We start from the raw sequence: 22615 nt of genomic DNA on the forward strand, positions 1-22615 counted from the left end.
ACGGGCTCTTCAGCGGCGAACGCGGCCCAGCAGGTGTGCTGCGACACGGGCGGCGGCCGCGTCGGCGGTGGCGATGCACGCGGGCACGCCGACGCCGTGCAGCGTGGCGCCCGCCACTGCCAGACCGGGGACGTCGCCGATTCCGCGTTCGATCGTCTCCACCAGGTCGACGTGGCCCACGCCGTACTGCGGCAGCCCACCGCCCCAGCGCTGCACCACGTAGTCGATCGGCTCTGCCCTGACGCCGGTGAGCTCGTACAGGTCGTTCCGCACGGCTTTCACCAGGTCCGCATCGCTGCGCTGCAGGAGCGCCGTCTCACCGTGGCGGCCGACCGAGCCGCGCAGGATGACCGGTTCGCCGTAGTGGGCCCACTTGCGGCTGGAGAACGTGAAGGCCTTGGCGGTGAACGGGGTGATGCGGTCGCTGTACCGCTCCCCCTCCGCGATCAGGATGCCGGAGCGGTCCGGGAGTTCGGTGCCGGGCGGCAGCGCCAGCGCGACCACGGCCATCGAGGCGACCTCGATCTTGCCGTACGCGGCGGACACCTGCGGCGCGATCTCGGACAGCAGCTTGCGGGCACTGGGCGCGGGCACCGCGAGCACGACGCCGTCGCACTCCAGGTACTCCGGGGTCGCGGCCGAGCCGATCTCCAACCGCCAGCCGTCGCCGAGCCACGACAACACGCGGACGGGCAGCCGCAGCCGGACCTCGGGCCTCGCGACCTCGGCGAGCCGGTCGACGAGCGTCGAGACACCGTTGCTCAGGCTGGCGAACACCGGCGGGCGGGCAGCGCGTGGCTGTGGCGGCGCGGGCATCATCATCGCGGCCGCGGCCAGCAGCGATCCGACGCCCTTGTCCAGCAGCGTCGCGATCTGCGGCATCGTGGCGCGCAGGCCGAGCTCGTCCGCGCGGCCCGCGTAGACACCGCCGAGCAACGGGCTGACCAACCGGTCCGCGACCTCCGAGCCGAACCTGTCCTTCATCAGCGCGCCGACGGCGACGTCGCCACCTTTGAGCTCGATCGGCGGCAGCGTCGGTTCCATCTCGACCCGCAGCGCGCCCTCGGACGAGAGCATGTGCCGCACGGCCTCGACGCTCGCCGGGACGCCCATGAACGTGTGCGCCGGCAGCTGGTGCGTGCGCCCGGCCGCGTGTACTGAGGCTCTCGCCGACGTCGGGTGCACGACCTGCTCGGCGAGCCCGACCTCGTTGATCAGCTCCTGCGCCTCGGGCTTGCGGTGCAGGAACGCCTCCGCGCCCACGTCGAACCGCACGCCTGCGAGCTCGGTCGTGCGCAGCTTGCCGCCGAGCCGGTCGGACTGCTCGATCACGGTGATCCTGGCCTGCGGGCCGAGCAGCATCCTGAGGCGGTGCGCGGCGGCCAGGCCGGAGATGCCTCCCCCGACGACGGCTACGTGCGGCGCTCTTCCGTGCATTACAAGCTGTGGATCAGTTCGACGGTCCGGGTGATGATCTCCGGATCGGTGTCGGGGAGCACGCCGTGGCCGAGGTTGAAGATGTGGCCCGCGGCGGCCTTGCCCTCGGCGTGGATGCGGCGCACCTCGCGTTCGACGGCCTCGAAGCCCGCGAAGAACAGCGCCGGGTCGAGGTTGCCCTGCACGACCGGCTTCGGCAGCTCGGGGTTCGCTTTTTCGAGCCTGTCGACCGCCACGTCGAGCGGGATCCGCCAGTCGACGCCGACGACGTCCGCGCCGGCTTCGCGCATGGCGGGCAGCAGCTCGCCGGTGCCGACTCCGAAGTGGATGCGCGGCACGGTCGTGATCGTTTCGAGGACCCGCTTCGAGTGCGGCAGCACGAACTCGCGGTAGTCGCGCTCGGACAGCGCGCCCGCCCACGAGTCGAACAGCTGCACGGCCTGCACGCCCGCGTCGAGCTGCGCGTGCAGGAACGCCGCCGTGACGTCCGCGATCTTCGCCAGCAGCGCGTGCCACAGCTCGGGGTTGCCGTGCATGAGCGCCTTGGTGCGCTCGTGGTTCTTGCTGGGCCCGCCCTCGACCAGGTAGCTCGCCAGCGTGAACGGCGCTCCGGCGAACCCGATCAGCGCGACCTCGGCCGGGAGTTCCTTGAGCAGCAACCCGATGGCGTCCGCGACCGGCTGGACCTGCTCGGCGTGCAGCTCCGGCAGGTTCCGCACGTCGTCGAGCGTCCGAACCGGGTTCGCGACCACGGGACCGACACCCGCGACGATGTCGAGGTCGACACCGGCGGCCTTGAGCGGCACCACGATGTCGGAGAACAGGATCGCGCCGTCGACACCGTGCCGCCGGATCGGCTGCATGGTGATCTCGCAGACCATCTGCGGGTCCATGCAGGCGTCGAGCATCGCGGTGCCCTGGCGCAGCGCCCGGTACTCGGGCAACGACCGTCCCGCCTGCCGCATGAACCAGACAGGGGTGTGCGACGGGGTGCCGCCACTTGCGGCCACGAGGAGAGGAACTTGTGAAGTCATGTCTCTTTCATGGTCCCACGTCTCGGCGTGCCGCCGTCACTCGGTCGGTTTGCGAGGCATACAGTCAGTTGTGTGACCGAGCCGGAAATCTTCCGCCGGGCGGTGGGGACGCTCAAGTCGGTTCGCCACAGGCCCGAGATCGAACTCACCGAAGTTCGCCCACCGCAGCGGCTCGCGCCGTGGGCGTACGCGCTGACGGCTGAGGTCACCGGCCCGTCGGACGAACTGTCGACCGGACGGCTGGTGCTGCTGCACGACCCGGACGGCGACGAGGCGTGGGGCGGCGTCCTGCGCGTCGTGGCCTACGTCCGCGTCGAGCTCGACCACGAACTCGCCTCCGACCCGCTGCTGCCCGAGGTCGGCTGGTCCTGGCTGACGGAGGCGTTGGAGCAGTCCGGCGCCGGGTTCACGGCGCTGGGCGGGACCGTGACGCAGACGTCGTCGGCCAGGTTCGGCGACATCGCCGGCCCGGCTCGGACGGACGACCTGGAGCTGCGGGCGTCGTGGACCGCTTTGGACGGGGAGCTCGCCGAGCACGGCACCGCGTTCTACGAACTGATGGCGACGGCCGTCGGGCTGCCGCCCGTCGGGGTCACGATGTTCGGCCAGCGCTAGTCCCGAGCAGCGAGAGCATCGGCCAGCACTCGCAAGCCAGCCGATATATCGGTTCGCCAACACATCGGCTCGTCGCACCCGCTCACGGCCTCGCGTTGCCACTCGGGCTGACCGCAGCCGACCCTGTTCACTCACGTTGCACAGATGGCTGACGCAGACGGCTGACGCAGACGGCTGACCGCCGCGCCCGCTCACGCACGCCCGCGCTCGGCTCACCCACCCGCGGCTACCGCGCTCCAGCCGCTCGCTCACCCGCGGCCCGCTGGTGCCGCCTCGCTCACCCAGGCACCTCGCTCCAGCCCGCCAACCCGCATCCGCCGCTAGCGCCGTCTGCCGGCCTCCTCGCTCGCCCACCGCATTACGCACCGGCCACTCACCCACCCCTCAGCAGTCGCCTCGCTCGCCGGCGCGCCCACCCGCAGCCGTCGCTCAGCTCCCCCACCCCGCAGCCAGCCGCCGTGCTTGACCACCTCTCCCAGCGGCCGCCCACCCCTCGGCAGCCGCCGGCCCCACGCCTTTGCAATGAGTCTTTTGCGGACGAAGTCCAAAGAGTCATTGCTAAAGCGCAGGTCGGCGGCACCCGGAAACGGTCAAGGGAACTGATATATCGGTGAGCGGGCGGTCGGATCAGCTGTCGGCGTCGCGGAGGACGCGCAGGACGTTCGCGCCGGCGAGCTTCGTGCAGTCGTCCTCGGACCAGCCCTTGTCGAGCAGCGCTCCGATGAGGTTCGGGTAGGTCGAGACGTCCTCGAGCCCCTGCGGCAGTTCCTTCACGCCGTCGTAGTCGCCGCCGAGGCCGATGTGGTCGATGCCGACGACCTCACGCGCGTGCTCCAGGTGTGCGACGACGTCGTCGATCGTGACGGCGGGCTTCGGCTCGCCCGTCCACGACTCCAGGAACTTGCCGCGGGCCTGCAGGTCGGCGTGCTTCTCGCCGGCGGCTGTCATCGCGTCACGAAGGGCTGCGTCCCATTCAGCGACACGGGGTGACACGAAGTCCGGGACAAATGTGATCATGGCCACACCGCCGTTGGCCTTGAGCTTCACCAGGACGTCGTCAGGAATGTTGCGCGGATGGTCGGCAACGTGCCGACACGACGAGTGACTGAAGATGACGGGCTTGACGCTCGTGTCGAGCGCGGCGTGCATCGTGCTCGGCGCGACGTGACTCAGGTCGACCAACATGCCGATCCGGTTCATCTCGCGCACGACCTCACGGCCGAACTCGGTCAGCCCGCCGTGTTCTGGCTGGTCAGTGGCGCTGTCGGCCCACGGCGTGTTGTCGTTGTGGGTCAGTGTCATGTAGCGGACGCCCAGCCGGCGCAACGCGCGCAGAACTCCGAGTGAAGAGTTGATGGAATGTCCGCCCTCCGCGCCCAGGAGGGAGGCGACACGCCCGGACGCGAAAACTTTTTCAGCCTCCGCGGCGGTGGTCGCGATGCCCATGTGGTCGGAGTACCGCTCGGCCAGCTCGTAGACCAGTTCGACCTGCTCGAGCACGGCGGTGACGGCTCCGTCTCCGGCCAGCCGGCACGGAATCCAGACGGACCAGAACTGCATGCCGAGTCCACCCTCGCGCATTTTCACGATGTCCGTGTGCAGGCTGGGATGACGTTCCGTGAGATCGATCTTCGCGGCGGTCGTGTAGACGTCCTCGCCCGTTCCGTCGCCGAACTCGCGAAGTGCCCACGGAAGGTCGTTGTGGCCGTCGACGAGGGGCACACGCTGCAGCAACGCTCGCGCTCGCTCGTGACCGGTAGAGCTCGGCACAACCAACTCCTAGATGTCGTTCTGAGAGGGACTCGTGTTACTCCCCCTATCTAGTTGTCATCCGATCGTGTGACACATGAGGCCATCTGTCACAACTCAATAGGGATAGATACCCGATTGATCGTCCCGTAGACCCGCATGGGCGGCTACGCTGCCCCAGACGACACCACTTTCGGTCGATCAGTGGCGCGGCTGATTGGACGAAAGTCTCCGGTGCCGGTCGGGGGGCACGACCGACTCCAGGGAGGTAGTGACGTGGCTGCCGTCGGCTTAGGTCAGGCCGTTCGTACCACGCCAGCCGGCTCGTTGCCGGCGAACATGGTCCCGCACCCGCGGGAAGAGCTTTTTTCAGTGCTGGTGGTCGACGACCACCCACTGCTGAGGGAGGCGATATCAGCTCGGCTCACCCAAATGGGAGCCGGGACAGTGCATGAGGCCGCATCGGTGGCAGAGGCTCGGGCGCGGGCACTTGCTACCGGACCTTGCGACCTCGCGATCCTCGATCTGGGTCTGCCGGATGGCACCGGCATCGACCTGGTCACGGAACTCCGTGCCCAGGGCTGGCCCCGCATCGTGGTCCTCGCATCCTCCGACGACCCCTACGCGGTCAGGTCGGCCTTCCAGGCGGGCGCCCAGGCGTACCTCCTGAAGTCCGCCTCTCCGATGGTGGTCACCGACGGGGTGCGCCGGGTTCTCGATGGCGGCGTTTACGCAGATCCGAGCGTGGCACCAGTACTCGCAGCGGGTACTCGGGTGCCGGGCACCGACAACACGCCGCGGGAACTCTCCGCGCGTGAGGTCGAGGTGCTCCAGCTGGTCGCCGATGGCCAGAGCAACAAGGAAATCGGCGAGGCTCTGAGCCTGTCCGCGTTGACGGTGAAGTCTCACCTGTCGCGGATCGGCCGGAAGCTGGGCACCGGGGATCGCGCTCAGATGGTCGCGCTGGCCATGCGTGCCGGCGTGATCCGTTAGATACCGGTTTGAAGCACTGAACCGGCCGAGAACACCTGTGAGTGGTGCGATCGTCGTAGGGTCATCCGCTGTGGATGTACCCGCCGACGAGCCAACCGCACCAACCGGACCAGATCCGGTACCGCTGACGGAACCTGCTGATGGGGTCCCGCCCGTGGTCGCCGATCCTGCTGCGCTCCGGCGAGCCGCTGACGCGCTCGCCGGGGCGAAGGGCCCGGTCGCGGTGGACACCGAGCGAGCCTCGGGCTACCGCTACTCACAGCGTGCCTATCTGGTGCAACTGCGCCGGGAAGGCGCCGGCACATGGTTGGTCGACCCGATCGCCCTAGGCGGACGGCTCGACCCGCTGGTGCAGGCGCTGGATGGCACTGAGTGGGTGTTGCACGCGGCGTCTCAGGACCTGCCGTGCCTCGCCGAACTCGGGCTGCGACCCGGCGTGCTGTTCGACACCGAGCTGGCGGGCAGGCTGGCTGGGTTCGAACGTGTCGCGCTGGGCACGCTGGTGGAACGGCTACTTGGTTACAGGCTCGAGAAGGGGCACGGCGCGGCCGACTGGTCACGCCGGCCCCTTCCTGCCGATTGGCTGACGTATGCCGCTCTCGACGTGGAGCTGCTCGTGCAGCTGCGCGACGTACTCGAAACCGAGCTGGAGCGCCAGGGCAAGCTCGCCTGGGCGCTCGAGGAGTTCGAGGCGGTCCGGATGGCGCCGTTGCCGCGCCCCCGTACCGATCCCTGGCGGCGCACGTCGGGTATCCACCGCGTGCGCAACCAGCGGCAGCTGGCCATGGTGCGTTCGCTCTGGGAAGCCCGCGACGCCGTGGCCCGCGAACGCGACATCGCCCCCGGCCGAGTCCTCCCGGACTCCGCCCTGATGGAGGCGGCCGCTCGCAACCCCGCTTCGGAAGCCGAACTGCTGGCGCTGCCGGTGTTCCGCGGCCGAGCCCAGCGCCGCATGTCCGGCGTCTGGATGAACGCCCTGCGCAAGGCCGCCGGCCTCACCAAGGCGGAGCTCCCCGAGCCCGCCGGCCAGCACGACGGCCCGCCCCCGCCCAACCGCTGGGCGGACAAGGACCCGGACGCCGCCGCCCGCCTGGCCGCGGCCCGCACGTCGCTGTCGGCGATCGCCGAGGCCAACACCCTGCCGGTGGAGAACCTCCTGCTGCCCGACCTGGTGCGCCGCACCTGCTGGCAACCTCCGGCCGACCTCTCCCCCGAATCCGTGGCCTCGGTGCTGCGCGAGAACGGGGCGCGGTCGTGGCAGATCGAACTAACGCTTGAAGCTCTGACGAAAGCGTTGGCTGCAACAGCCCCAACACCCCCTAACTGATATCCGATATATCAGTTCAGCTGTCCGTTGACGACGGCCTCGACGTCCTAGCGCCTGCTCAGGCCGAGTGCACCGCCGAGTGCCGTCGTCAACGTGTCGAAGGGGTCGTCCATCTCGACGGCGGCGAGCGCACCGGCCAGCGCGGCGACGGTCCACGGTTCGTCACCGCCGTCGACGCGCGGCCCGAGCGACCAGCCGCGGTTGACCGCGACGGAGCCGCCGCGCACCGACAGCACCTGCCCGGTCAGCGGGCAGCCGTCGCTCACCAGGTACGTGACGAGCGGTGCGACCACACCGGGGTCTGTCATGCCGGGCAACGTGGCGGTCAACCGTGTGCGCACCATCGACGGGCTGACGCAGTTGACCCGCACGCCCAGCCGCCGCAGCTCCAACGCGTGGACGGTGGTCATGGCGGCGACGGCCGCGTTCGCCGCGGCGTAGTTCGACTGCGTCGGCAGCGGGTTGAGCAGACCGGACCCGGACGCGGTGTTGACGATCGCCCGGTCGACCCGGACACCGGCCTCGTGCTGCTCCCGCCAGTGGACAGCGGCCCAGTGACTCACGGCGAAGGTGCCCTTCAGCTTGACCGCGACGACGCCGTCGAACTCCGCCTCGGTGAGCGGCTCCAACCCCTTGTTGGCCTCCGTGGCGGCGTTGTTGACGACGGCGTGCAGGTCGCCGAACTCCTCGACGGCCCGCTCGACCACGCGCCGCGCGTCCTCCCAGTTCGCCACGCTTCCGGTGTCGGCCACCGCCCGCCCGCCGCGACCGCGGATCTCGTCGACGACGGCAGCGGCAACGCCCTCGTCCCCACCGCGCCCGTCGATCTCGACGCCGGGGTCGTTCACCACGACGTTCATCCCGGCTTCAGCGAGGTGCAGCGCCTCCGCCCGCCCGATCCCCCGCCCGCCTCCGGTCACCAGCACCGTCCGCCCGGCCATAGCTCCCCCTTCGTTGCACTCAATGCATCAGTATACTGAGTGCATTAATTATCGGAGTGCACTAAGATCGACCCGTGTCAGACGATCCCGGCCGCCGCGAACGCAAGAAGCAGGCCACCCGCCAGTCGCTCGTCGCCGCCGCGGTGCGGCTCTTCACCGAGCAGGGCTACGACGAAACCGGCGTCGCCGACATCGCGGAGGCCGCCGACGTCAGCAAACGCACGTTCTTCCTGCACTTCCCCACCAAGGAGGACGTGCTGCTCACCGATGCCGACAACCGCGCCTCCCTGGCCGTGGACGCCATCGCCGAACGCCCACCCGGCACCCCGCTGCGGGACGCACTGGCCACCGCGGCGGACCGCATGATCACCAGCACCGCGGAGGGCGACCTGCCGGCCGGCCTGGCCGCACTCCGCGCACGGCTCGTGGTGACCACCCCGGCCGTGCAAGCCCGCGTGCTGCACACGACGTTCACCGCACAAACCCGCATCGCCGCAGCCCTCCGCGCCGCCTACCCGGACGAGCTGGACGACCTGACCGCCGCCGCGGTCGTCGGTGCCCTGATGGGCGCGATCAGCGCCGCGGCCGTGACCAGCCTCCAACGCGGCGACACCCCAGCGGCGACCCTCGCCGCGATGCGGACCGCCACGACCCTGGCCATGGAAGGGGTTCCGCGACGATGATCGGCACGGACCGGCTCGACCTGATCCCGCTCCAGGTCGAGCACGCCGAAGAGATGGCCGGGGTGCTCGCGGACCCGGCGCTGCACACGTTCATCGGCGGCACCCCGCTGACCCCGGACGCCCTCCAGGCCCGCTACCGACGGCTCGTCGCGGGCTCCCCCGACCCGTCCGAGCGCTGGCTCAACTGGGTGATCTCCCTGCGCGACGAGAGCTGCCTCGTCGGCACCGTCCAGGCGACCATCACCGGCCGGACCGCCGAGATCGCCTGGGTCGTCGGCACGCCGTGGCAAGGGCGCGGCATCGCCGGCGAGGCGGCGCGCGGACTCGTCGGCTGGCTCGGCACCCAGCCCGTCCAGACCGTCATCGCGCACGTGCATCCCGACCACCACGCGTCCGCCGCCGTGGCCGCCTCCGCCGGGCTGACCGCCACCGGCGAGGTGCAGGACGGCGAGGTCCGCTGGCGGCGTGCGTTCGGCTGAGAGCGCCCCGATCGCGCGCCAGCTGGTCGAGGGTGGTGCGGGTTGCAGGTCAGGCTGAGCACGTTCCCGAAGGGGTCGAGCACCGACGCGGAGACGAACCCGTCTTCGAGGAAGGTCTTGGGCTCGCGCTCGGTGGCCCCCATGGCCGCGAGCCGCTCCAACGCGGCGTCGATGTCGTCGACGTGCCAGGCGACGGACACCCCACCTGTCCCGTCGGAGGCCGGGGCGTAGCGGCGGTCGAGGATGCCGAGCTCGTGCTCGTGGTCACCCACCCGGAACTCGACGTAGGCCGGGTTCTCGGCGTCCGGGCGCACGAAGTACGGCTCGATGCCGAGCAGCTCGGCGTACCACCTGGCGGCGGCCGGGACGTCGTCGGCGACGTAGCCGGCAGTGGCCGTTCCGCGCAACATCAGAACTCCTCTCCTCGGGAACCCATGGTCGATCTAGGTCACTTTCAGTCCGCATGCAGGCGTTCGCCGAGGCGCCGAGTCAGGTCGGCGATCTGGCCGTCGGGCAGGTCGAGGTGGCCACGGGCGGCCTCGAAGACAGCGGTCTGCTGATCCTCGTAGGGCACGCCCGGCGGCAACGGCGCGAGGTGCCAGTGGACGTGCCGGTTGGCCTGCTGACTGCCCAGCGACAGGACGTAGAGCCGCTCAACGGGCAGCAGAGAGCTCAACGCACTGCCGGCCCGGTGCACGACCCGTTGGATCGCCGCGTACTCGTCCGGCGTGAAGTCGCCGATCGCGTGCTCGCGGTGGTCGACCGGCGCCACCAGGAAGTGCCCGAGCACCGAGGGGAACTTGCTCGCGAACACGATGGCCACCTCGTCCCGATACGCGACGTGGTGCGGGTAGTCGGGGTTGTCCGCCAGGAGCTCGCAGATGAAACAGGCCCGGCGGGCGAGCGCGAGGTAGTCGTCTGGGTCCCACGGCACGCGAGAAGTCATGCGTTCCACATGTACCCGACTGGGAAATTCTGGGCGTTCCGAGCCGTCCGTTGAGCGGATTTCCCGGTACCGACTCGCGAGTAGGCTTCTCCTCACCGCCGCCTGACAACGTTGTCACGACGGATGGGAGCTCTACCGATGCAGAGATCATCACATCGCCGTCGGATTTCCCGGTTGCTCACAGGCCTGCTGTTGATCACGGCCGCAACAGTCGCCACCGCGCCACAAGCAGCCGCGGCGACGAACGTCGCACTGAACAAGCCGGCCACGGGATCGGCGTCCTGCGCGCAGGAGGAATCCCCGGCCAAAGCGTTCAACGGCAGCGTGACCGGCGGAAACACCGACAAGTGGTGCTCGACGGCGGCCACCAGGTTCCTCCAGGTCGACCTCGGCACACCGACCACGATCGGCCGGTTCGTGATCAAGCACGCCGGTGCCGGAGGTGAGGGGCAAGGCCTCAACACCCGAGCCTTCACCGTTCAGACGAGCACCAACGGCACGGCCTGGACCACCACGACGACCGTCACGAACAACACCGCCGACGTGTCCACCCATGACATCGCTGCCACCAGCGCCCGGTACGTCCGGCTCAACATCACCCAGGGCGAGCAGGGCGGCGCAACGGCCCGGATCTACGAGTTCGAGGTCTACGACGTCGACGGCGGCCAGCCCTCGGGCAACCTCGCCCTCAACCGGCCCGCCACCGGCAGCACCCCGTGCGCCACCGCAGAAGGCCCGGAGAAGGCCGTCAACGGCAGCGTCACCGGTGGCCTGAGCGACAAGTGGTGCTCGTCAGCCGCGACGAGGTTCCTGCAGGTGGATCTGCAGGCGAACAGGACCGTCGGCGGCGTGATCATCCGCCACGCCGGCGCCGGTGGTGAAGGCGGGAACACCAGCGCGTTCAACGTCCAGACGAGCACCGACGGCACGAACTTCACGACGGTGTCGACGACGACCGGCAACACCGCCAACGTCACCCGCCACACCTGGAGCCAGCGGAGCGCGCGCTACGTGAGGCTCAACGTCAACGACGCCACGGCGCGGATCTACGAGTTCGAGGTCTACCTCGACCCACCGCCGATCGGGAGCGACCCCGGCACGTGCCACCCCGACGCACCAACGACGCTGACCGACTACGTCGCCGAGCACACGACGTTGATGACCAGGGTGTCGTGCAACGCCGACGTGGCCGTGTACTTCGATCCCGCGTTGCTCGCGCTGCCGCCGTCACAGACCGCGTGGGCGGCGCCGTTCGTGGCCGAGGTCTGGCGCCACTACCGCGAGACCTACGGCAGCTGCGCGGTCAACCGGCCGCTCCCGGCGCCGATCGGGCCGAACTGCACCAGGTTCGGGTACCCCAAGCCGTTGCTCGCGTTCTTCCACCAGGACCGCTACCACGGCGGCACGGTGGTGAACCGGTTCGACGACTTCGCCGGGTTCCGCAACACCATCGACGTCGGTGACAACGGCTGGAGCATCAACAACGCGACCCTGCGCGACGTGATCACGCACGAGGAGTGCCACATCGTCGAGGGCGCGAGCCAGGGTGTGCACGAATCCCCGGCGTTCGGCGAGATCTGGGGCGACAGCAAGTGGGCCGAGATCTGCCAGTACGACTTCTACCGCAAGTCGGGTCGGACCGACGACGCGACCAGGGTGTTCAACCAGTACATGAACAACCGCGACAACCTGCCGCAAGGCGCACAGCAGGCGGCGTGGTTCCGCGACTGGTTCCACCCGCTGTACCTGGAGACCGGCAGCACCATGGCGTTCATGGACCGGTTCTTCGGGTTGCTGAACCAGCACTTCCCCAAGCGGCTGGAGAACGACAACCGCAACCTGATCTACACGCGCCGGATGAACGCGGGCGAGTTCGTCCACTTCATGAGCGGCGCCGTCGGCCGGAACCTCAGCGGCCTGGCGCAGCAGGCGTTCAACAGCGGCTTCAACCGCGCGCAGTTCGATCAGGCACGAGTGAATTTCCCGGGAATCACCTACTGAAAGACCGGCCCCTCCTGACGGACATATGCCCACCAGAGGAGTTGTCCGTCCCTAGGAGAGGCCTCCGTTGAAACGAAATCTCCCCCTCGCCGTGGCCGGCCTCGCGCTGGCCACGGCGCTCACCGGCGCCACCCCCGCCGCGGCAAAGGCCGACACAGCCCCGAAAACCGCGCACTGGATCACCCTGATCACGGGTGACCAGGTCCGCACCGACGAGCACGGCAGGCCGGCGGAGTTCAAGCCGGCACCCGGCCGTGAACGCATCCCCGTCAGCACCCGAGAGGACGGGCGCACTTCTACGCGATCCCGGCCGACGTCGAAGGCATGATCAGCGAGGGCAGGCTCGACCGGCGCCTGTTCGACCTGGCCCTGCTCAGCCGCCCCGAGTACACGAAGCACAACGGCCTCCGCGTGCTCGTGTCGGGCGGCACGGGTCTGCCGGGCGCCCGCAAGTTCAACCGGATCGGCGTCGACGCCGTCACGGTCACCTCACCGGACCTGTGGAAGTCGTTGGCGGCCAACAGCCGCAGCGCCAAGACCACGATCTGGCTCGACGCGGTGCACAAGACCGCGCTCGACCGCAGCACCACCCAGATCGGCGCACCGCAGGCGTGGCAGGCCGGGTTCGACGGCACGGGCGTGAAGATCGCCGTGCTGGACACCGGCGTCGACAACACCCACCCCGACCTCGCCACCCAGGAGATCGCGGAGAAGAACTTCACCGACTCCCCCGACAACTCCGACCGCGTCGGCCACGGCACGCACGTCGCGTCCATCGCCGCCGGCACCGGTGTGAAGTCGGGAGGCAAGTTCAAGGGCGTGGCGCCGGGCGCGCGCATCCTCGACGGCAAGGTGCTCGGCGACGACGGTTCCGGTTACGAGTCCGGGATCCTCGCGGGCATCGAGTGGGCGGTCGAGCAGCAGGCCGACGTCGTCAACATGAGCCTCGGCGGCGAGGACAGCCCGTTGCTGGACCCGATGGAGATCCTGATCAACAAGCTCTCCCAGGAGACCGGCACCCTCTTCGTGATCGCGTCGGGCAACTTCGGCCCGAACTCCGTCGGCTCCCCCGGCAGTGCGGAGGCCGCGCTCACCGTCGGTGCCGTGGACCGGAACGACAAGCTGGCGTCGTTCTCCAGCACCGGTCCGCGCAACGGCGACGGCGCGATCAAGCCGGACATCACCGCACCCGGCGTCGGCATCGGGGCGGCGGCCGCGGGCAGGCTCGGCGACACCATGCCCAAGCCGGCCGACGGCTACATCTCGCTCAACGGCACGTCGATGGCCACCCCGCACGTCGCGGGCGCGGCGGCGATCCTGGCTCAGGCGCACCCGGACTGGCGCGGCGACCAGCTCAAGGCCGCGCTGATGGCGTCCGCGAAACCGGGCGCGCACAACCCGTTCGAGCAGGGCGCGGGCCGCACCGACGTCGCCAAGGCGATCAAGCAGACCGTCACGTCGGGTTCGGTCTCGTTCGGCACGGCGCTGTGGCCGCACCACGACGACGAACCGATCAAGCGGGATGTCCTGTACCGCAACGAAAGCGACCAGCCGGTCACGCTCGACCTGACCATCAGCACGACCGCCCCAGAAGGCTTCTTCACTCTCCATGACTCCAAACTGGAAGTTCCCGCGCGTGGCACCGCGACGACCACTCTCACCGCGGCCACCAAGCTGGGCGGTGACGCGTCCGGCACGTTCAGCGCGTACATCAACGCGAGCGGCGGCGGCCAAACCGTTGTGACTCCGGCGGCGGTGACGCGTGAACCCGAGCGGTACAGCGTCACGGTCAAGGCGATCGGCCGCGACGGCAAGCCCGCCGCGGACTGGCGCACCGATCTGCAGGGCGTCACGAGCGACGCCAAGGGCACGTTCCACCAGCTCGGCACCGGGCTGGAGACGTTGCGGCTGCCCAAGGGCCGCTACCTGCTGAGCGGGCGTCAGTGGGTCGGACCGGAGCAGCCGAATCCCGGCTACAACTGGTTCAACGGCACCAACATCGAGGTCAACGCCGACACCACGATCACGCTGGACTCCCGCCAGGCCAAGCCGGTCGACATCGGACTGCCGGGCAACCCGGCCGAGCGCCACTCGTACATCAGGGTCGGCCACAAGGTGCCGTCGATGGAGTACGGCTGGGGTCTGCTCGGCTTGCCGCTCAACGTGCTCAGCACCGCGCACGTCGGTCCGGAGGGCAAGTCCGGCGAGATGAACGAGCTCGTCGTCGCCTCCTACACGGGCGCGGAACGCGAGGAGTTCCACGTCGCCGACCAGTCCACGACGCTCACGAAGTTCTGGACGGGTTACCGCAAACAGTTGAAGGCCAAGGATCTCGTGACCATCGCGGCCTCGGCGGGCACGACGGCTGAGGGACGCACCGGGTTCCTGCACGCTCAGGCCGCCCTCGGCGACAGCGCCGTGTTCGGCGTGGCGTTCGGATATTCCTTGCCGCACACGCGGAAGCTGCACCTGTACTCCCCTGCCAACACCTGGGGCTTCCGCTTCGAGCAGGACAACGGCGACACCACCGAGGCGTACTGGAACGGCGAGGACGAGCAGTTCAAGCCGGGCCGCACGTACAAGAAGACGTTCAACACCGGCGTTTTCGGCCCGGCGCTGTCGAACGAGCGGCGCGTCGGCCTGTACCGCGACGGTGACATCCTGTTCGGCAGCCTGCCGTTCTTCACCGACGGTCAGGGCCGCACCGGCGGATCGGTCGTGGAATCCGGATCGACCCTGCTCAAGCAGGGCGGCAAGGTGATCGACTCGACCGACCGGCCGCTGGACCTGGAGACGTTCTTCTCCCTGCCCGAGGCGCCCGGCCGGTTCGAGCTGACCACCACGGCGAACCGTTCGGGTGTCGCCGCGATCAGCACCTCGGTCACCACGACGTGGGGCTTCGACTCGGCGCGGACCGACGGCCCCACGCAGGTGCCGTTGTCGATGGTCCGGTTCACGCCGGAACTCGCGCTGGACGGCACGTTGCCCGCGCACCGGCTGCAGCGCGTGCCGTTGACCGTCCAAGGTGGACAGACCAAGTCGCTGACCGCGCAGGTGTCCTACGACAAGGGCGTCACCTGGCACAAGGCGTGGGTGATCGGCGGCTCGATGTTCGTGAACAACCCGGCCAAGGGTGGCAGCGTCTCGTTGCGGGCCACGGCTGTCAGCAAGGGCGGTGACTCGGTCACCCAGACCGTGATCAACGCCTATCTCACCAAGTAGTGAAAAGGGGCCCGGTACCGGGCCCCTTTTCCGTCAGCGCCTGGGGAATGCCTCGTCGTAGACCGCCCGCAGGTCGGGCTCGTCGAGACCGCTGTAGCCGCAACCCATCACCTTCATGTCGGCGGCCGCGACGAGGTACTTCCTGCCGACCTCCGGCTCGAACCCGGCCAGCACCGGCGAGTTCGTGGTGTTCCGGACCTCGATCTGGTCGGCCTCACCGATCCACGCGCGGTGCACCTGCAGCGTCACGACGTTGCCTTCGATCCGCAGCACCGTCGCCTCGAACACCATGCTCGCGTTCGCCGCCAGGACCGCTGCCTCCGGCTTGCGGCACCGCACATCGGGATCCGCCGGAACCTCCGTCAGCACCGCGACCGTGGTCTTGCGGCCGTCCGACGGGGTGGTGCTGACCGGCGGCGGGGTCACCGCCGAGCTACCCGCGCTGGGACGTGGCTGACCGCTGGTCGGCGGCCGTCCACCGCTGTTGTCCGGCAGCCCGGACCCCGTCGCCAACCCGGGCTGGGTCGATGGCGGCAGTGCGACCGTTGTCTCCGGCGTCTTCGTGGAATCACCGCTCGCCAGCACGACCACGCTGGCCACCACGGCGATCGCGGCCGCCGCGCCGACGAGCACCGGCAGCCGTCGCACCGCGAACCTCGGCGCGGGCAGATCGAGCGTCGCACCGGCCACGAGCCGTCGTGCCTCGTCCTCCGGCAACGGGCGCAACGAGGCCGCTGGATCGGCGCGGCGCATCCGCTCGCGCAACTCGTCCCCGGTCATGGCCGCTCTCCTTCCAGTGCTGCCTTCAGCTTCTTGCGGGCGCGGTGCAGCCTGATGCTGACCGCGTTGGCGCTCATCCCGACGACCTGGGCGATCTCGGCCGGCCCGAGCTCCTCCCACGCCCACAGCCGCACCAGCTCGGCGTCGACCGACGACAGCCGTCCGAGTGCCCTGGCCAGCTCCGGATCCGGGTCGTCGCGCGCCGGGACGTGCTCGGGCGGTCTGGCCAGCTGCCAGATCCGCACGATCAGCCGGTCCTGTCTGCGCCGCGACCGCTCGGCGTTCGCGAGACAGTTGCGTGCCACGGCGTATGCCCAGGCCAGTGGCTCGGCCGGCATCTCGGCCCGCCGCCGCCAGGCCACCAGCAACGTCTCGGACAGCACGTCGTCGGCGGTCGCCGGGTCGGTCCGCCGGGCCAGATACCGGCGCAGCGGCTCGATCAGCTCCTGCGCGACGGCTTCGAATCCCGGCTGTTCGAAATCCCTTTGGCGCGGTTCCACATCCACCTGCTCCACCTCGGGACATGTCCGGCAGGACGCCCGCTCTTTCACCCTGTTCTCGGGATTTCCACCGTGACGACGAGACCGCCGCCCTCGCGCGGCTTCGCGTGCACCCGGCCGCCGTGTGCCGTGGCCACCGCCCGCACGATAGACAGCCCGAGACCGGCGCCGTCCGGGCCGGTGCGTTGCCTGGCTCCGCGGTGGAACGGCTCGAACAGCTGCTCCACGGACTCCACGACCGCGCCGGTGTTCTCCACGGTCAGCCTCGCCCAGCCCGGCACCGCGGTGACCCGGACCGACACGCTGCCGTCCTGGACGTTGTAGCGCACCGCGTTGTCGACGAGGTTGCGGACGACTTGCTCGAGCAGCAGCTCGTCGCCCCGGACCTCCACGGCCTCGGCTTTGACGGTGATGTTGGCGAACGCGGTCTCGTGCACCACTCGTTCGGCGACAGCGTCGAACCGGACGCGGTCCCTGATGTGCGGCTCCTGCTCACCACGAGCGAGCTGCAGCAGGCCGTTGATGAGCGCGATCGACCTGTCGTTGCTGCGCAGGAGTTCCTCCCTGGCTCGCTGCACGCGGTCCGGGTCCGAAGAGGACAGTCCGACCTGCAGCAGCGTCCTGGTGACGGTGAGGGGCGTGCGCAGCTCGTGGGAGGCGTTCGCGATGAACCGGCCCTGCGCGGCGAACGCCTCGTCGACGCGGCGCAGCGCCCGTCCGGTCAGCCACCAGCCGAGCAGGCCCGCGACCGCGCCCATCAGCAGGAACGTCAGCACCGACTGCCACAGCAACCCGGCCAGCGCGTCGTCCCAGGCCTGTTCCCTGGGCGCGACCTGGCCCGGCGTGCCGTTCTCGGTCAGGTACATCCGCGGGGTCACGGCTCGTTCGAGGCTGAGGATGATCGCCCGGTTCGCGAAGTACACGAACGTAACGACGATCGTGCTCGCCGCCAGGAACAGTCCGATGTGGACCAGCGTCAGCCTCGTGCGCAGCGAAAGCTTTCTCATGTCTGCTCACCGCGCAGCCGGTAGCCGACGCCGGCGATGGTCTCGATGGCGCTCGGGTCGTCGAGCTTGGCGCGCAGGCGGGACATCGTGATGCGCACGGCGTTCGTGAACGGGTCCGCGTTCTCGTCCCACACGCTGGTGAGCAGCTCCTCGGCGCTGACGACCGCGCCGTTGGCCGCCATCAACGCGTGCAGCACCCCGAACTCCTTGACCGACAACGACAAGAAGCGCTCGTTCTGCGAGACCTGCCGCAGTGCGGTGTTCATCTCGATGCCGCCGCGCCGCATCACCGGCGGTGCGGCGGGACTGCTGCGACGTGCGAGTGCGTCGATGCGCGCGACGAGCTCGTCGAAGTCGAACGGCTTGCCCAGGTAGTCGTCCGCGCCGATGCGCAGGCCCTTGACGCGCTCGCGGACGTCGTCCATCGCGGTCAGCATCAGGACCCGCGTGCGCAGACCGCTGCCGATGACCTCGCGGCACACGTCGTCGCCGTGCTTTCCGGGCAGATCCCGGTCCAGCACCACGACGTCGTACTCGTTTCCCGCGAGCTTTTCCGCAGCGGTCAGACCGTCGTGCGCGATGTCGACGGCCATTGCGAGCTGACGCAGCCCGTCGGCGATGAAGTCCGCCAGAACGGGTTCGTCCTCCGCTATCAGTACGCGCATTTCCACACCCTCGCACAACAGTTGTTTCACCGGCATAACGACATTGCGAGACGTCACTGAAACGAGTGGCTGCGTAGCGTTTTCCGTGTCGCCACCAACCGGTGGCGAACAGTCCGAAAGAGAGGCAGAACCATGTCTGCTCGCGTTGAAATCCCCCGCTGCCCGGTCGTCGACGTCATCCCGCGCATCACGCCCCGCACGTACGTGACGCCGCGAGTGACGCCGCGCACCGAGGTCACGCCCCGCGGCTAGCCGGCCTTGGCCCGCGGCGTCACCCTCCCGCCGCGGGCCTCACCCTTTTTCGAATGGAGTCGCCGTGGGAATCGCACTGTCCGCCCGTGCCGTATTCCACCGCTTTTGGCCGTTCACGCGAGGCAACCGGCGCTGGCTCGCGGTCGGCAGCGTTCTGCTGATCGGTGCGGCCGCCTGCGACGCGTTCGCCGTCTCCATGTTCGCCCGAATCGTCGACGACGCGTTGCGCGCCGGCGACATCTCGGGATTCTGGCGCCCGGCACTGATGTGGGTGGGCGTCGCGATGCTGTCGAGCATTCTCGTTTTCGGCGGCGAGTACCTCACCACCCGAACCGGCGAACGTTTCCTTTTGAAGTTGCGCACCAAGGTCTTCGCACACCTGCACCGCCAGCCACCGGACTACTTCGAACGCCGCCGCCCCGGCGACCTGCTCGCCCGCCTCACCGACGACGTCGACACCGTCGAACGCTTCGTCGGCTCCGGCCTGGTGCAGCTCGTCACCGCGTTGTTCAGCGTCGCCTTCTTCGCCGGCTACGCGCTCTACCTGAGCTGGGAACTGTCCCTCGCCGCGTTCGTCGTCGTCCCGCTGTTCTCGTGGGTGACCCGCCGCTTCGCCCGCCACATCAACACCCGCTCCCGCGAGCAACGCGCGTTGAACGGCGACATCACCGCCATCCTCGAAGAAAGCCTCGCGAACGTCACGGTCGTGCAGGCCTACAACCGCCAGGAAACCGAAGCGTCCCGACTGCGCGCCGCCGGCCTCCGCATGCTCTCGACGAACCTCTCGATCGCCCGCCTCAGCGGCCTCTACGCCCCGGTCGTCCACATGGCACAGACCGTCAGCGTCCTCGCCGTCATCGGCCTGGGCGCCTGGGAGATCGCCGCCGGCCGCATCAGCCTGGGCGGAGTGCTCGCGTTCGCCGCGATCCTGACCTCGCTCTACGCCCCGGTCCAGCAACTGGGCCAGCTCCGCGTGCTGATCTCCGCCGCCACCACCGGCTCCGAACGCATCATCGAACTCCTCGACGCAGCCCCGCCGCTGACCGACGGCTCGACCGTCCTGTCCAACGCCCGCGGCTCACTCAGCCTGCGGTCCGTCGGCTTCCGCTACCCGGACGCGCCGTCGCCGGCCCTGTCTTCCCTGAGCGTCGACGTCCGCCCCGGCGAACTGCTCGCGATCACCGGCCCGTCCGGCGCGGGCAAGTCGACCATCGCGAAACTCCTGCTCCGCTTCTACGACCCGGCCACGGGCGCTGTGGCTCTGGACGGCATCGACCTGCGCGACCTGACCCTGGAGTCACTGCGCTCGAACATCGCCCTCGTCGGCCAGCAGACCCAGATGTTCCACGGCACGATCTACGACAACATCGCCTTCGGCTCCGCGACCGCCACGTTCCCGGACATCCTCCGCGCCGCCGCGGCCGCCGACGCCCACGACTTCATCACGGCCCTGCCCGACGGCTACAGCACCGTCATCGGCCAGCACGGCCACGGCCTGTCCGGCGGCCAACGCCAACGCATCGCGATCGCCCGCGCCATGGTCGCCGACACCCCGGTCCTGGTCCTCGACGAACCCACCGCGAGCCTCGACGCCCACTCCGCCGACCGCCTGCTCGGCCCGCTCCGCCGCGTCGCGACAGGCCGCACCACGATCCTGATCACCCACGACCTGCGCCTGACCGCCAACGCCGACCGCGTCCTGGTCCTCACCGACGGCCGCGTCGCCGCCCACGGCTCCCCCGCCGATCTGCTCGCCGCCGACGGCCCGTACCGCGCCCTCCACACCCTCGCCTGACCGCCCTTGCAATGAGTCTTTTGCGGACGAAGTCCAAAGAGTCATTGCTAAGGCACAGGTCAGCGGGAGCGAGCGAACTGACATATCGCTCTGTGGGCGGCGATATGCGATATATCGCCGGTCAGTCGCCGGTGCCGTCGCCGATCACCTTGCGCGACACCTGGGCGTGGGCGAGCCGCCGCACCGCCTTGATGACGGCGTCCCCGATGAGCGTGCCGACGACCATCCCCTCGATGATGTCGTCGGCCGACCCGCGCCGCGCGATGTAGTCGACGTCGGCCTGCGCGATGATCTTCAGCCCCTCCAGGTAGGGCTCGAGCAGCTCGGGGAAGTGATCGTGACCGACCGACCGCGCGGCTGACAGGGCAGCGGCCAGCGCGTGCGTGACGTTGCTTTCGGTCACGTCGACGCACTCGCCCTCACCCTGCCGCGCGAAGAACGCCTGGACGTCCTCGACCGCGAGCGGATCGAGCTCCACCGAGCCGGGCTGGGTGATGGCTTCCTGCACCGCGCCGAGCTTCTTGTGCAGCGAGTCGTCACGGGTGTCGATGGCCGTGAGCACATCGCGCACGGCCGCGATCGACAGGTCCCCCACTTCCACCAGCGCCCGCACGAGCCGCAGCCGACGGACGTGCTCCTCGTCGTAGTGAGCCTGGTTCGGGCTGGTCAGCACGCCGGCGGGCAGCAGTCCCTCACGCAGGTAGTACTTGATCGTCGCCACCGGGACGCCGCTTCGCTTCGAAAGCTCGCCAACACGCATATGGATAGTGTACCTTTCCGATAGCGGAGAGCACCGCTATCCATTCGTCACCGGGGGTTCGAGATGTTGAAGACCGCGTACAACTGGCACCGGCCGTTAATGCTCTTCACGCTGTCCATGGTCGTACTGACTCCGATCGCCGCGCTCGGCATGCTGCTGGACGACCGGATGCTGCTCGACTCGCCGATCTGGTTCAAACCGTTCAAGTTCGCGGTGTCGTTCACGCTCTACAGCGCCTCCCTGGCGTGGTTCACCAGCCTGCTCCAGGGGCGCCTGCACAAGATCGCCTGGTGGTTCGGGACGGTGTTCGCGGCGGCGGGCGTCGCCGAGATGGCGATCATCGTCACGCAGGTCACCAGGGGAAAGCGCAGCCACTTCAACTTCGAGACGCCGCTGGACACAGCGCTGTTCGGAGCGATGGGCATGCTGGCGATGGTGCTGTTCGGCACGAGCCTGGTCATCGCGGTCGTGCTGTTCCGCAAGAAGTTCGACAACCCCGCCAAGGCCTGGGCGATCCGGCTCAGCCTGCTCGTCTCGCTCGTCGGCATGAGCGTCGGCTTCCTCATGACGCAGCCGCGCGAGGGGCAGTCGCCGGCCGGGGGCGTGCTCGGCAGCCACTCGATCGGCGGGCCGGACGGCGGCTCGTACATGCCGCTCACCGGCTGGAGCACCGTCCACGGCGACCTGCGGATCGGGCACTTCGTGGGCATGCACGCGCTGCAGGTCCTGCCGCTGCTGATCATGCTCGCCGGCCGCTGGGCCAACGCGCGCCTCGCGTGGGTGATCAGCGGCGGCTACCTCGGCCTGACCCTGCTCGTGACCTGGCAGGCACTGCGCGGTCAGTCGATCGTCAAGCCCGACGCGCTCACCCTGATCGTTTTCGCCGCCATCGTCGTCGCCACCGCGCTGGGCGTGGTGTGGGCACGTCAGCCGCAGCAGTCCAAGAAGGAGTACGCACTCGCATGACCGCCACCCTGTTCGACCTGACGTTCCTGCTCGCCGCGCCGTTCTGGGCCCTCATGATCTTCGTGCCGAAGTGGTCGTGGACGCAGCGGATCGCCGAGTCGTACCTCATCATCCTGCCCGTCGTCGCGATCTACGTCGCGCTCATGATCCCGACGTTGCCAGAGCTGATTCCGCTGGTCACGCGACCGGAGCTGCCGGCGCTGGCCGAGTTCATGAGCACCGACGTGGGCGCCACGCTGGTGTGGGCGCACATGCTCGCGTGGGACCTGTTCGTCGGGCGCTGGATGTACTTGGAGGGGCGACGGCTGAACATCCACCCGTTGGTGATGGCACCCGTTCTGGTGATCACGATCCTGCTGGCCCCGGTCGGGTTGCCGCTGTTCCTGATCGTGCGCAAGGTGTGTGACGCAACGAACAGGGGTGCCGCTGTGGTTACCGGCCAGTAACTAGGGCTAGAGTTGGC

At 69.2% G+C, this 22615-nt stretch carries 21 protein-coding genes and 1 pseudogene; 11 read left to right on the top strand and 11 right to left on the bottom strand.

Features of this window, described 5'->3' with window-relative positions; all coding sequences use genetic code 11:
* Window positions 1-9: 9 nt before the first annotated feature.
* Together hemG and hemE are read right to left on the bottom strand one after the other, a co-directional pair.
* Window positions 10-1437 (bottom strand): protoporphyrinogen oxidase, encoded by a 1428-nt coding sequence (hemG, locus tag LFM09_RS32540; protein WP_414100408.1) that lies wholly within the window; start codon window positions 1435-1437, stop codon window positions 10-12.
* Window positions 1437-2471, bottom strand: a complete 1035-nt coding sequence (hemE, locus tag LFM09_RS32545) for a uroporphyrinogen decarboxylase (protein WP_414100409.1) — start codon at window positions 2469-2471, stop codon at window positions 1437-1439. The genes hemG and hemE overlap by 1 nt, the downstream gene beginning before the upstream one ends.
* Window positions 2472-2543: 72 nt before the next feature.
* Between hemE and LFM09_RS32550 the strand changes: the two genes are divergently transcribed.
* On the top strand, window positions 2544-3086 hold the full coding sequence (locus LFM09_RS32550; RefSeq protein ID WP_045314992.1) for a DUF3000 domain-containing protein: 543 nt from the start codon (window positions 2544-2546) through the stop codon (window positions 3084-3086).
* A 627-nt stretch (window positions 3087-3713) separates the two neighbouring features.
* Here the strand turns inward: LFM09_RS32550 and LFM09_RS32555 are convergent.
* Entirely contained in the window at window positions 3714-4856 is a 1143-nt protein-coding gene (locus LFM09_RS32555) for a dipeptidase (protein WP_414100410.1), read from the bottom strand.
* Window positions 4857-5174: 318 nt separating this feature from the next.
* Between LFM09_RS32555 and LFM09_RS32560 the strand changes: the two genes are divergently transcribed.
* Both LFM09_RS32560 and LFM09_RS32565 read left to right on the top strand, forming a co-directional pair.
* Entirely contained in the window at window positions 5175-5828 is a 654-nt protein-coding gene (locus tag LFM09_RS32560) for a response regulator (RefSeq protein ID WP_181320591.1), read from the top strand.
* A 70-nt stretch (window positions 5829-5898) separates the two neighbouring features.
* On the top strand, window positions 5899-7155 hold the full coding sequence (locus LFM09_RS32565; protein ID WP_414100411.1) for an HRDC domain-containing protein: 1257 nt from the start codon (window positions 5899-5901) through the stop codon (window positions 7153-7155).
* Window positions 7156-7202: 47 nt separating this feature from the next.
* On the opposite strand, the gene LFM09_RS32570 is transcribed toward LFM09_RS32565, so the two are convergent.
* Window positions 7203-8096: an SDR family NAD(P)-dependent oxidoreductase gene (locus tag LFM09_RS32570; RefSeq protein WP_414100412.1), complete on the bottom strand. Its 894-nt coding sequence runs from the start codon at window positions 8094-8096 to the stop codon at window positions 7203-7205.
* Between the two features lie 74 nt (window positions 8097-8170).
* On the opposite strand from LFM09_RS32570, the gene LFM09_RS32575 reads away from it, so the two are divergent.
* A complete protein-coding gene (locus tag LFM09_RS32575; RefSeq protein ID WP_414100413.1) occupies window positions 8171-8779 on the top strand; it encodes a TetR/AcrR family transcriptional regulator in 609 nt (202 codons plus the stop codon).
* On the top strand, window positions 8776-9258 hold the full coding sequence (locus tag LFM09_RS32580) for a GNAT family N-acetyltransferase (protein WP_414100414.1): 483 nt from the start codon (window positions 8776-8778) through the stop codon (window positions 9256-9258). Before LFM09_RS32575 ends, LFM09_RS32580 begins: the two co-directional genes overlap by 4 nt.
* Before the next feature lie 62 nt (window positions 9259-9320).
* On the opposite strand, the pseudogene LFM09_RS32585 reads toward LFM09_RS32580, so the two are convergent.
* A pseudogene (locus LFM09_RS32585) lies at window positions 9321-9668 on the bottom strand (VOC family protein); the annotation flags it as partial.
* A gap of 44 nt (window positions 9669-9712) precedes the next feature.
* Window positions 9713-10204, bottom strand: coding sequence for an HIT family protein (locus LFM09_RS32590; protein ID WP_414100415.1), 492 nt, complete (start codon window positions 10202-10204; stop codon window positions 9713-9715).
* A gap of 174 nt (window positions 10205-10378) precedes the next feature.
* On the opposite strand from LFM09_RS32590, the gene LFM09_RS32595 reads away from it, so the two are divergent.
* The 3 genes from LFM09_RS32595 (at window position 10379) to LFM09_RS32605 (ending at window position 15427) form a co-directional block, all read left to right on the top strand.
* Window positions 10379-12205 carry a discoidin domain-containing protein gene (locus LFM09_RS32595; RefSeq protein ID WP_414100416.1) on the top strand — a complete coding sequence of 609 codons (1827 nt, stop codon included), beginning with the start codon at window positions 10379-10381 and terminating at the stop codon, window positions 12203-12205.
* A gap of 67 nt (window positions 12206-12272) precedes the next feature.
* Window positions 12273-12533 carry a hypothetical protein gene (locus tag LFM09_RS32600; RefSeq protein WP_414100417.1) on the top strand — a complete coding sequence of 87 codons (261 nt, stop codon included), beginning with the start codon at window positions 12273-12275 and terminating at the stop codon, window positions 12531-12533.
* Window positions 12530-15427, top strand: coding sequence for a S8 family serine peptidase (locus LFM09_RS32605; protein ID WP_414100418.1), 2898 nt, complete (start codon window positions 12530-12532; stop codon window positions 15425-15427). The genes LFM09_RS32600 and LFM09_RS32605 overlap by 4 nt, the downstream gene beginning before the upstream one ends.
* A 33-nt stretch (window positions 15428-15460) precedes the next feature.
* Here LFM09_RS32605 and LFM09_RS32610 read toward each other — a convergent pair whose 3' ends face one another.
* The 4 genes from LFM09_RS32610 to LFM09_RS32625 are packed head-to-tail and all read right to left on the bottom strand — an operon-like array spanning window position 15461 to window position 18379.
* A complete protein-coding gene (locus tag LFM09_RS32610) occupies window positions 15461-16207 on the bottom strand; it encodes a hypothetical protein (RefSeq protein ID WP_414100419.1) in 747 nt (248 codons plus the stop codon).
* Window positions 16204-16713 carry an RNA polymerase sigma factor gene (locus tag LFM09_RS32615; RefSeq protein WP_414100420.1) on the bottom strand — a complete coding sequence of 170 codons (510 nt, stop codon included), beginning with the start codon at window positions 16711-16713 and terminating at the stop codon, window positions 16204-16206. The genes LFM09_RS32610 and LFM09_RS32615 overlap by 4 nt, the downstream gene beginning before the upstream one ends.
* 41 nt (window positions 16714-16754) lie before the next feature.
* Window positions 16755-17714, bottom strand: coding sequence for a sensor histidine kinase (locus LFM09_RS32620; RefSeq protein WP_414100421.1), 960 nt, complete (start codon window positions 17712-17714; stop codon window positions 16755-16757).
* The gene (locus LFM09_RS32625) at window positions 17711-18379 is read right to left on the bottom strand and encodes a response regulator transcription factor (protein WP_414100422.1); all 669 of its coding nucleotides are present in this window, start codon (window positions 18377-18379) and stop codon (window positions 17711-17713) included. Before LFM09_RS32625 ends, LFM09_RS32620 begins: the two co-directional genes overlap by 4 nt.
* Window positions 18380-18695: 316 nt before the next feature.
* On the opposite strand from LFM09_RS32625, the gene LFM09_RS32630 reads away from it, so the two are divergent.
* Window positions 18696-20426 (top strand): ABC transporter ATP-binding protein, encoded by a 1731-nt coding sequence (locus LFM09_RS32630; protein ID WP_414100423.1) that lies wholly within the window; start codon window positions 18696-18698, stop codon window positions 20424-20426.
* Window positions 20427-20547: 121 nt separating this feature from the next.
* On the opposite strand, the gene LFM09_RS32635 is transcribed toward LFM09_RS32630, so the two are convergent.
* A complete protein-coding gene (locus tag LFM09_RS32635) occupies window positions 20548-21186 on the bottom strand; it encodes a MerR family transcriptional regulator (protein WP_414100424.1) in 639 nt (212 codons plus the stop codon).
* Between the two features lie 63 nt (window positions 21187-21249).
* Here LFM09_RS32635 and LFM09_RS32640 point away from each other — a divergent pair, with 63 nt between their 5' ends.
* Both LFM09_RS32640 and LFM09_RS32645 read left to right on the top strand, forming a co-directional pair.
* Window positions 21250-22152 (top strand): hypothetical protein, encoded by a 903-nt coding sequence (locus LFM09_RS32640; protein ID WP_414100425.1) that lies wholly within the window; start codon window positions 21250-21252, stop codon window positions 22150-22152.
* Window positions 22149-22598: an ABA4-like family protein gene (locus LFM09_RS32645; protein WP_414100426.1), complete on the top strand. Its 450-nt coding sequence runs from the start codon at window positions 22149-22151 to the stop codon at window positions 22596-22598. The genes LFM09_RS32640 and LFM09_RS32645 overlap by 4 nt, the downstream gene beginning before the upstream one ends.
* The last annotated feature ends 17 nt before the right edge of the window (window positions 22599-22615 follow it).

The organism is Lentzea alba (assembly GCF_047445655.1).
Classification (GTDB): domain Bacteria; phylum Actinomycetota; class Actinomycetes; order Mycobacteriales; family Pseudonocardiaceae; genus Lentzea; species Lentzea alba_A.

Bases quoted from the DNA above. Each gene is read 5' to 3' on its own strand.
- LFM09_RS32590 (WP_414100415.1), bottom strand. From the start codon at position 10,204: ATGACTTCTCGCGTGCCGTGGGACCCAGACGACTACCTCGCGCTCGCC.
- LFM09_RS32610 (WP_414100419.1), bottom strand. From the start codon at position 16,207: ATGACCGGGGACGAGTTGCGCGAGCGGATGCGCCGCGCCGATCCAGCG.
- hemE (WP_414100409.1), bottom strand. From the start codon at position 2,471: ATGACTTCACAAGTTCCTCTCCTCGTGGCCGCAAGTGGCGGCACCCCG.
- LFM09_RS32625 (WP_414100422.1), bottom strand. From the start codon at position 18,379: ATGCGCGTACTGATAGCGGAGGACGAACCCGTTCTGGCGGACTTCATC.
- LFM09_RS32635 (WP_414100424.1), bottom strand. From the start codon at position 21,186: ATGCGTGTTGGCGAGCTTTCGAAGCGAAGCGGCGTCCCGGTGGCGACG.
- hemG (WP_414100408.1), bottom strand. From the start codon at position 1,437: ATGCACGGAAGAGCGCCGCACGTAGCCGTCGTCGGGGGAGGCATCTCC.
- LFM09_RS32620 (WP_414100421.1), bottom strand. From the start codon at position 17,714: ATGAGAAAGCTTTCGCTGCGCACGAGGCTGACGCTGGTCCACATCGGA.
- LFM09_RS32605 (WP_414100418.1), top strand. From the start codon at position 12,530: ATGATCAGCGAGGGCAGGCTCGACCGGCGCCTGTTCGACCTGGCCCTG.
- LFM09_RS32645 (WP_414100426.1), top strand. From the start codon at position 22,149: ATGACCGCCACCCTGTTCGACCTGACGTTCCTGCTCGCCGCGCCGTTC.
- LFM09_RS32580 (WP_414100414.1), top strand. From the start codon at position 8,776: ATGATCGGCACGGACCGGCTCGACCTGATCCCGCTCCAGGTCGAGCAC.
- LFM09_RS32640 (WP_414100425.1), top strand. From the start codon at position 21,250: ATGTTGAAGACCGCGTACAACTGGCACCGGCCGTTAATGCTCTTCACG.
- LFM09_RS32570 (WP_414100412.1), bottom strand. From the start codon at position 8,096: ATGGCCGGGCGGACGGTGCTGGTGACCGGAGGCGGGCGGGGGATCGGG.
- LFM09_RS32560 (WP_181320591.1), top strand. From the start codon at position 5,175: ATGGTCCCGCACCCGCGGGAAGAGCTTTTTTCAGTGCTGGTGGTCGAC.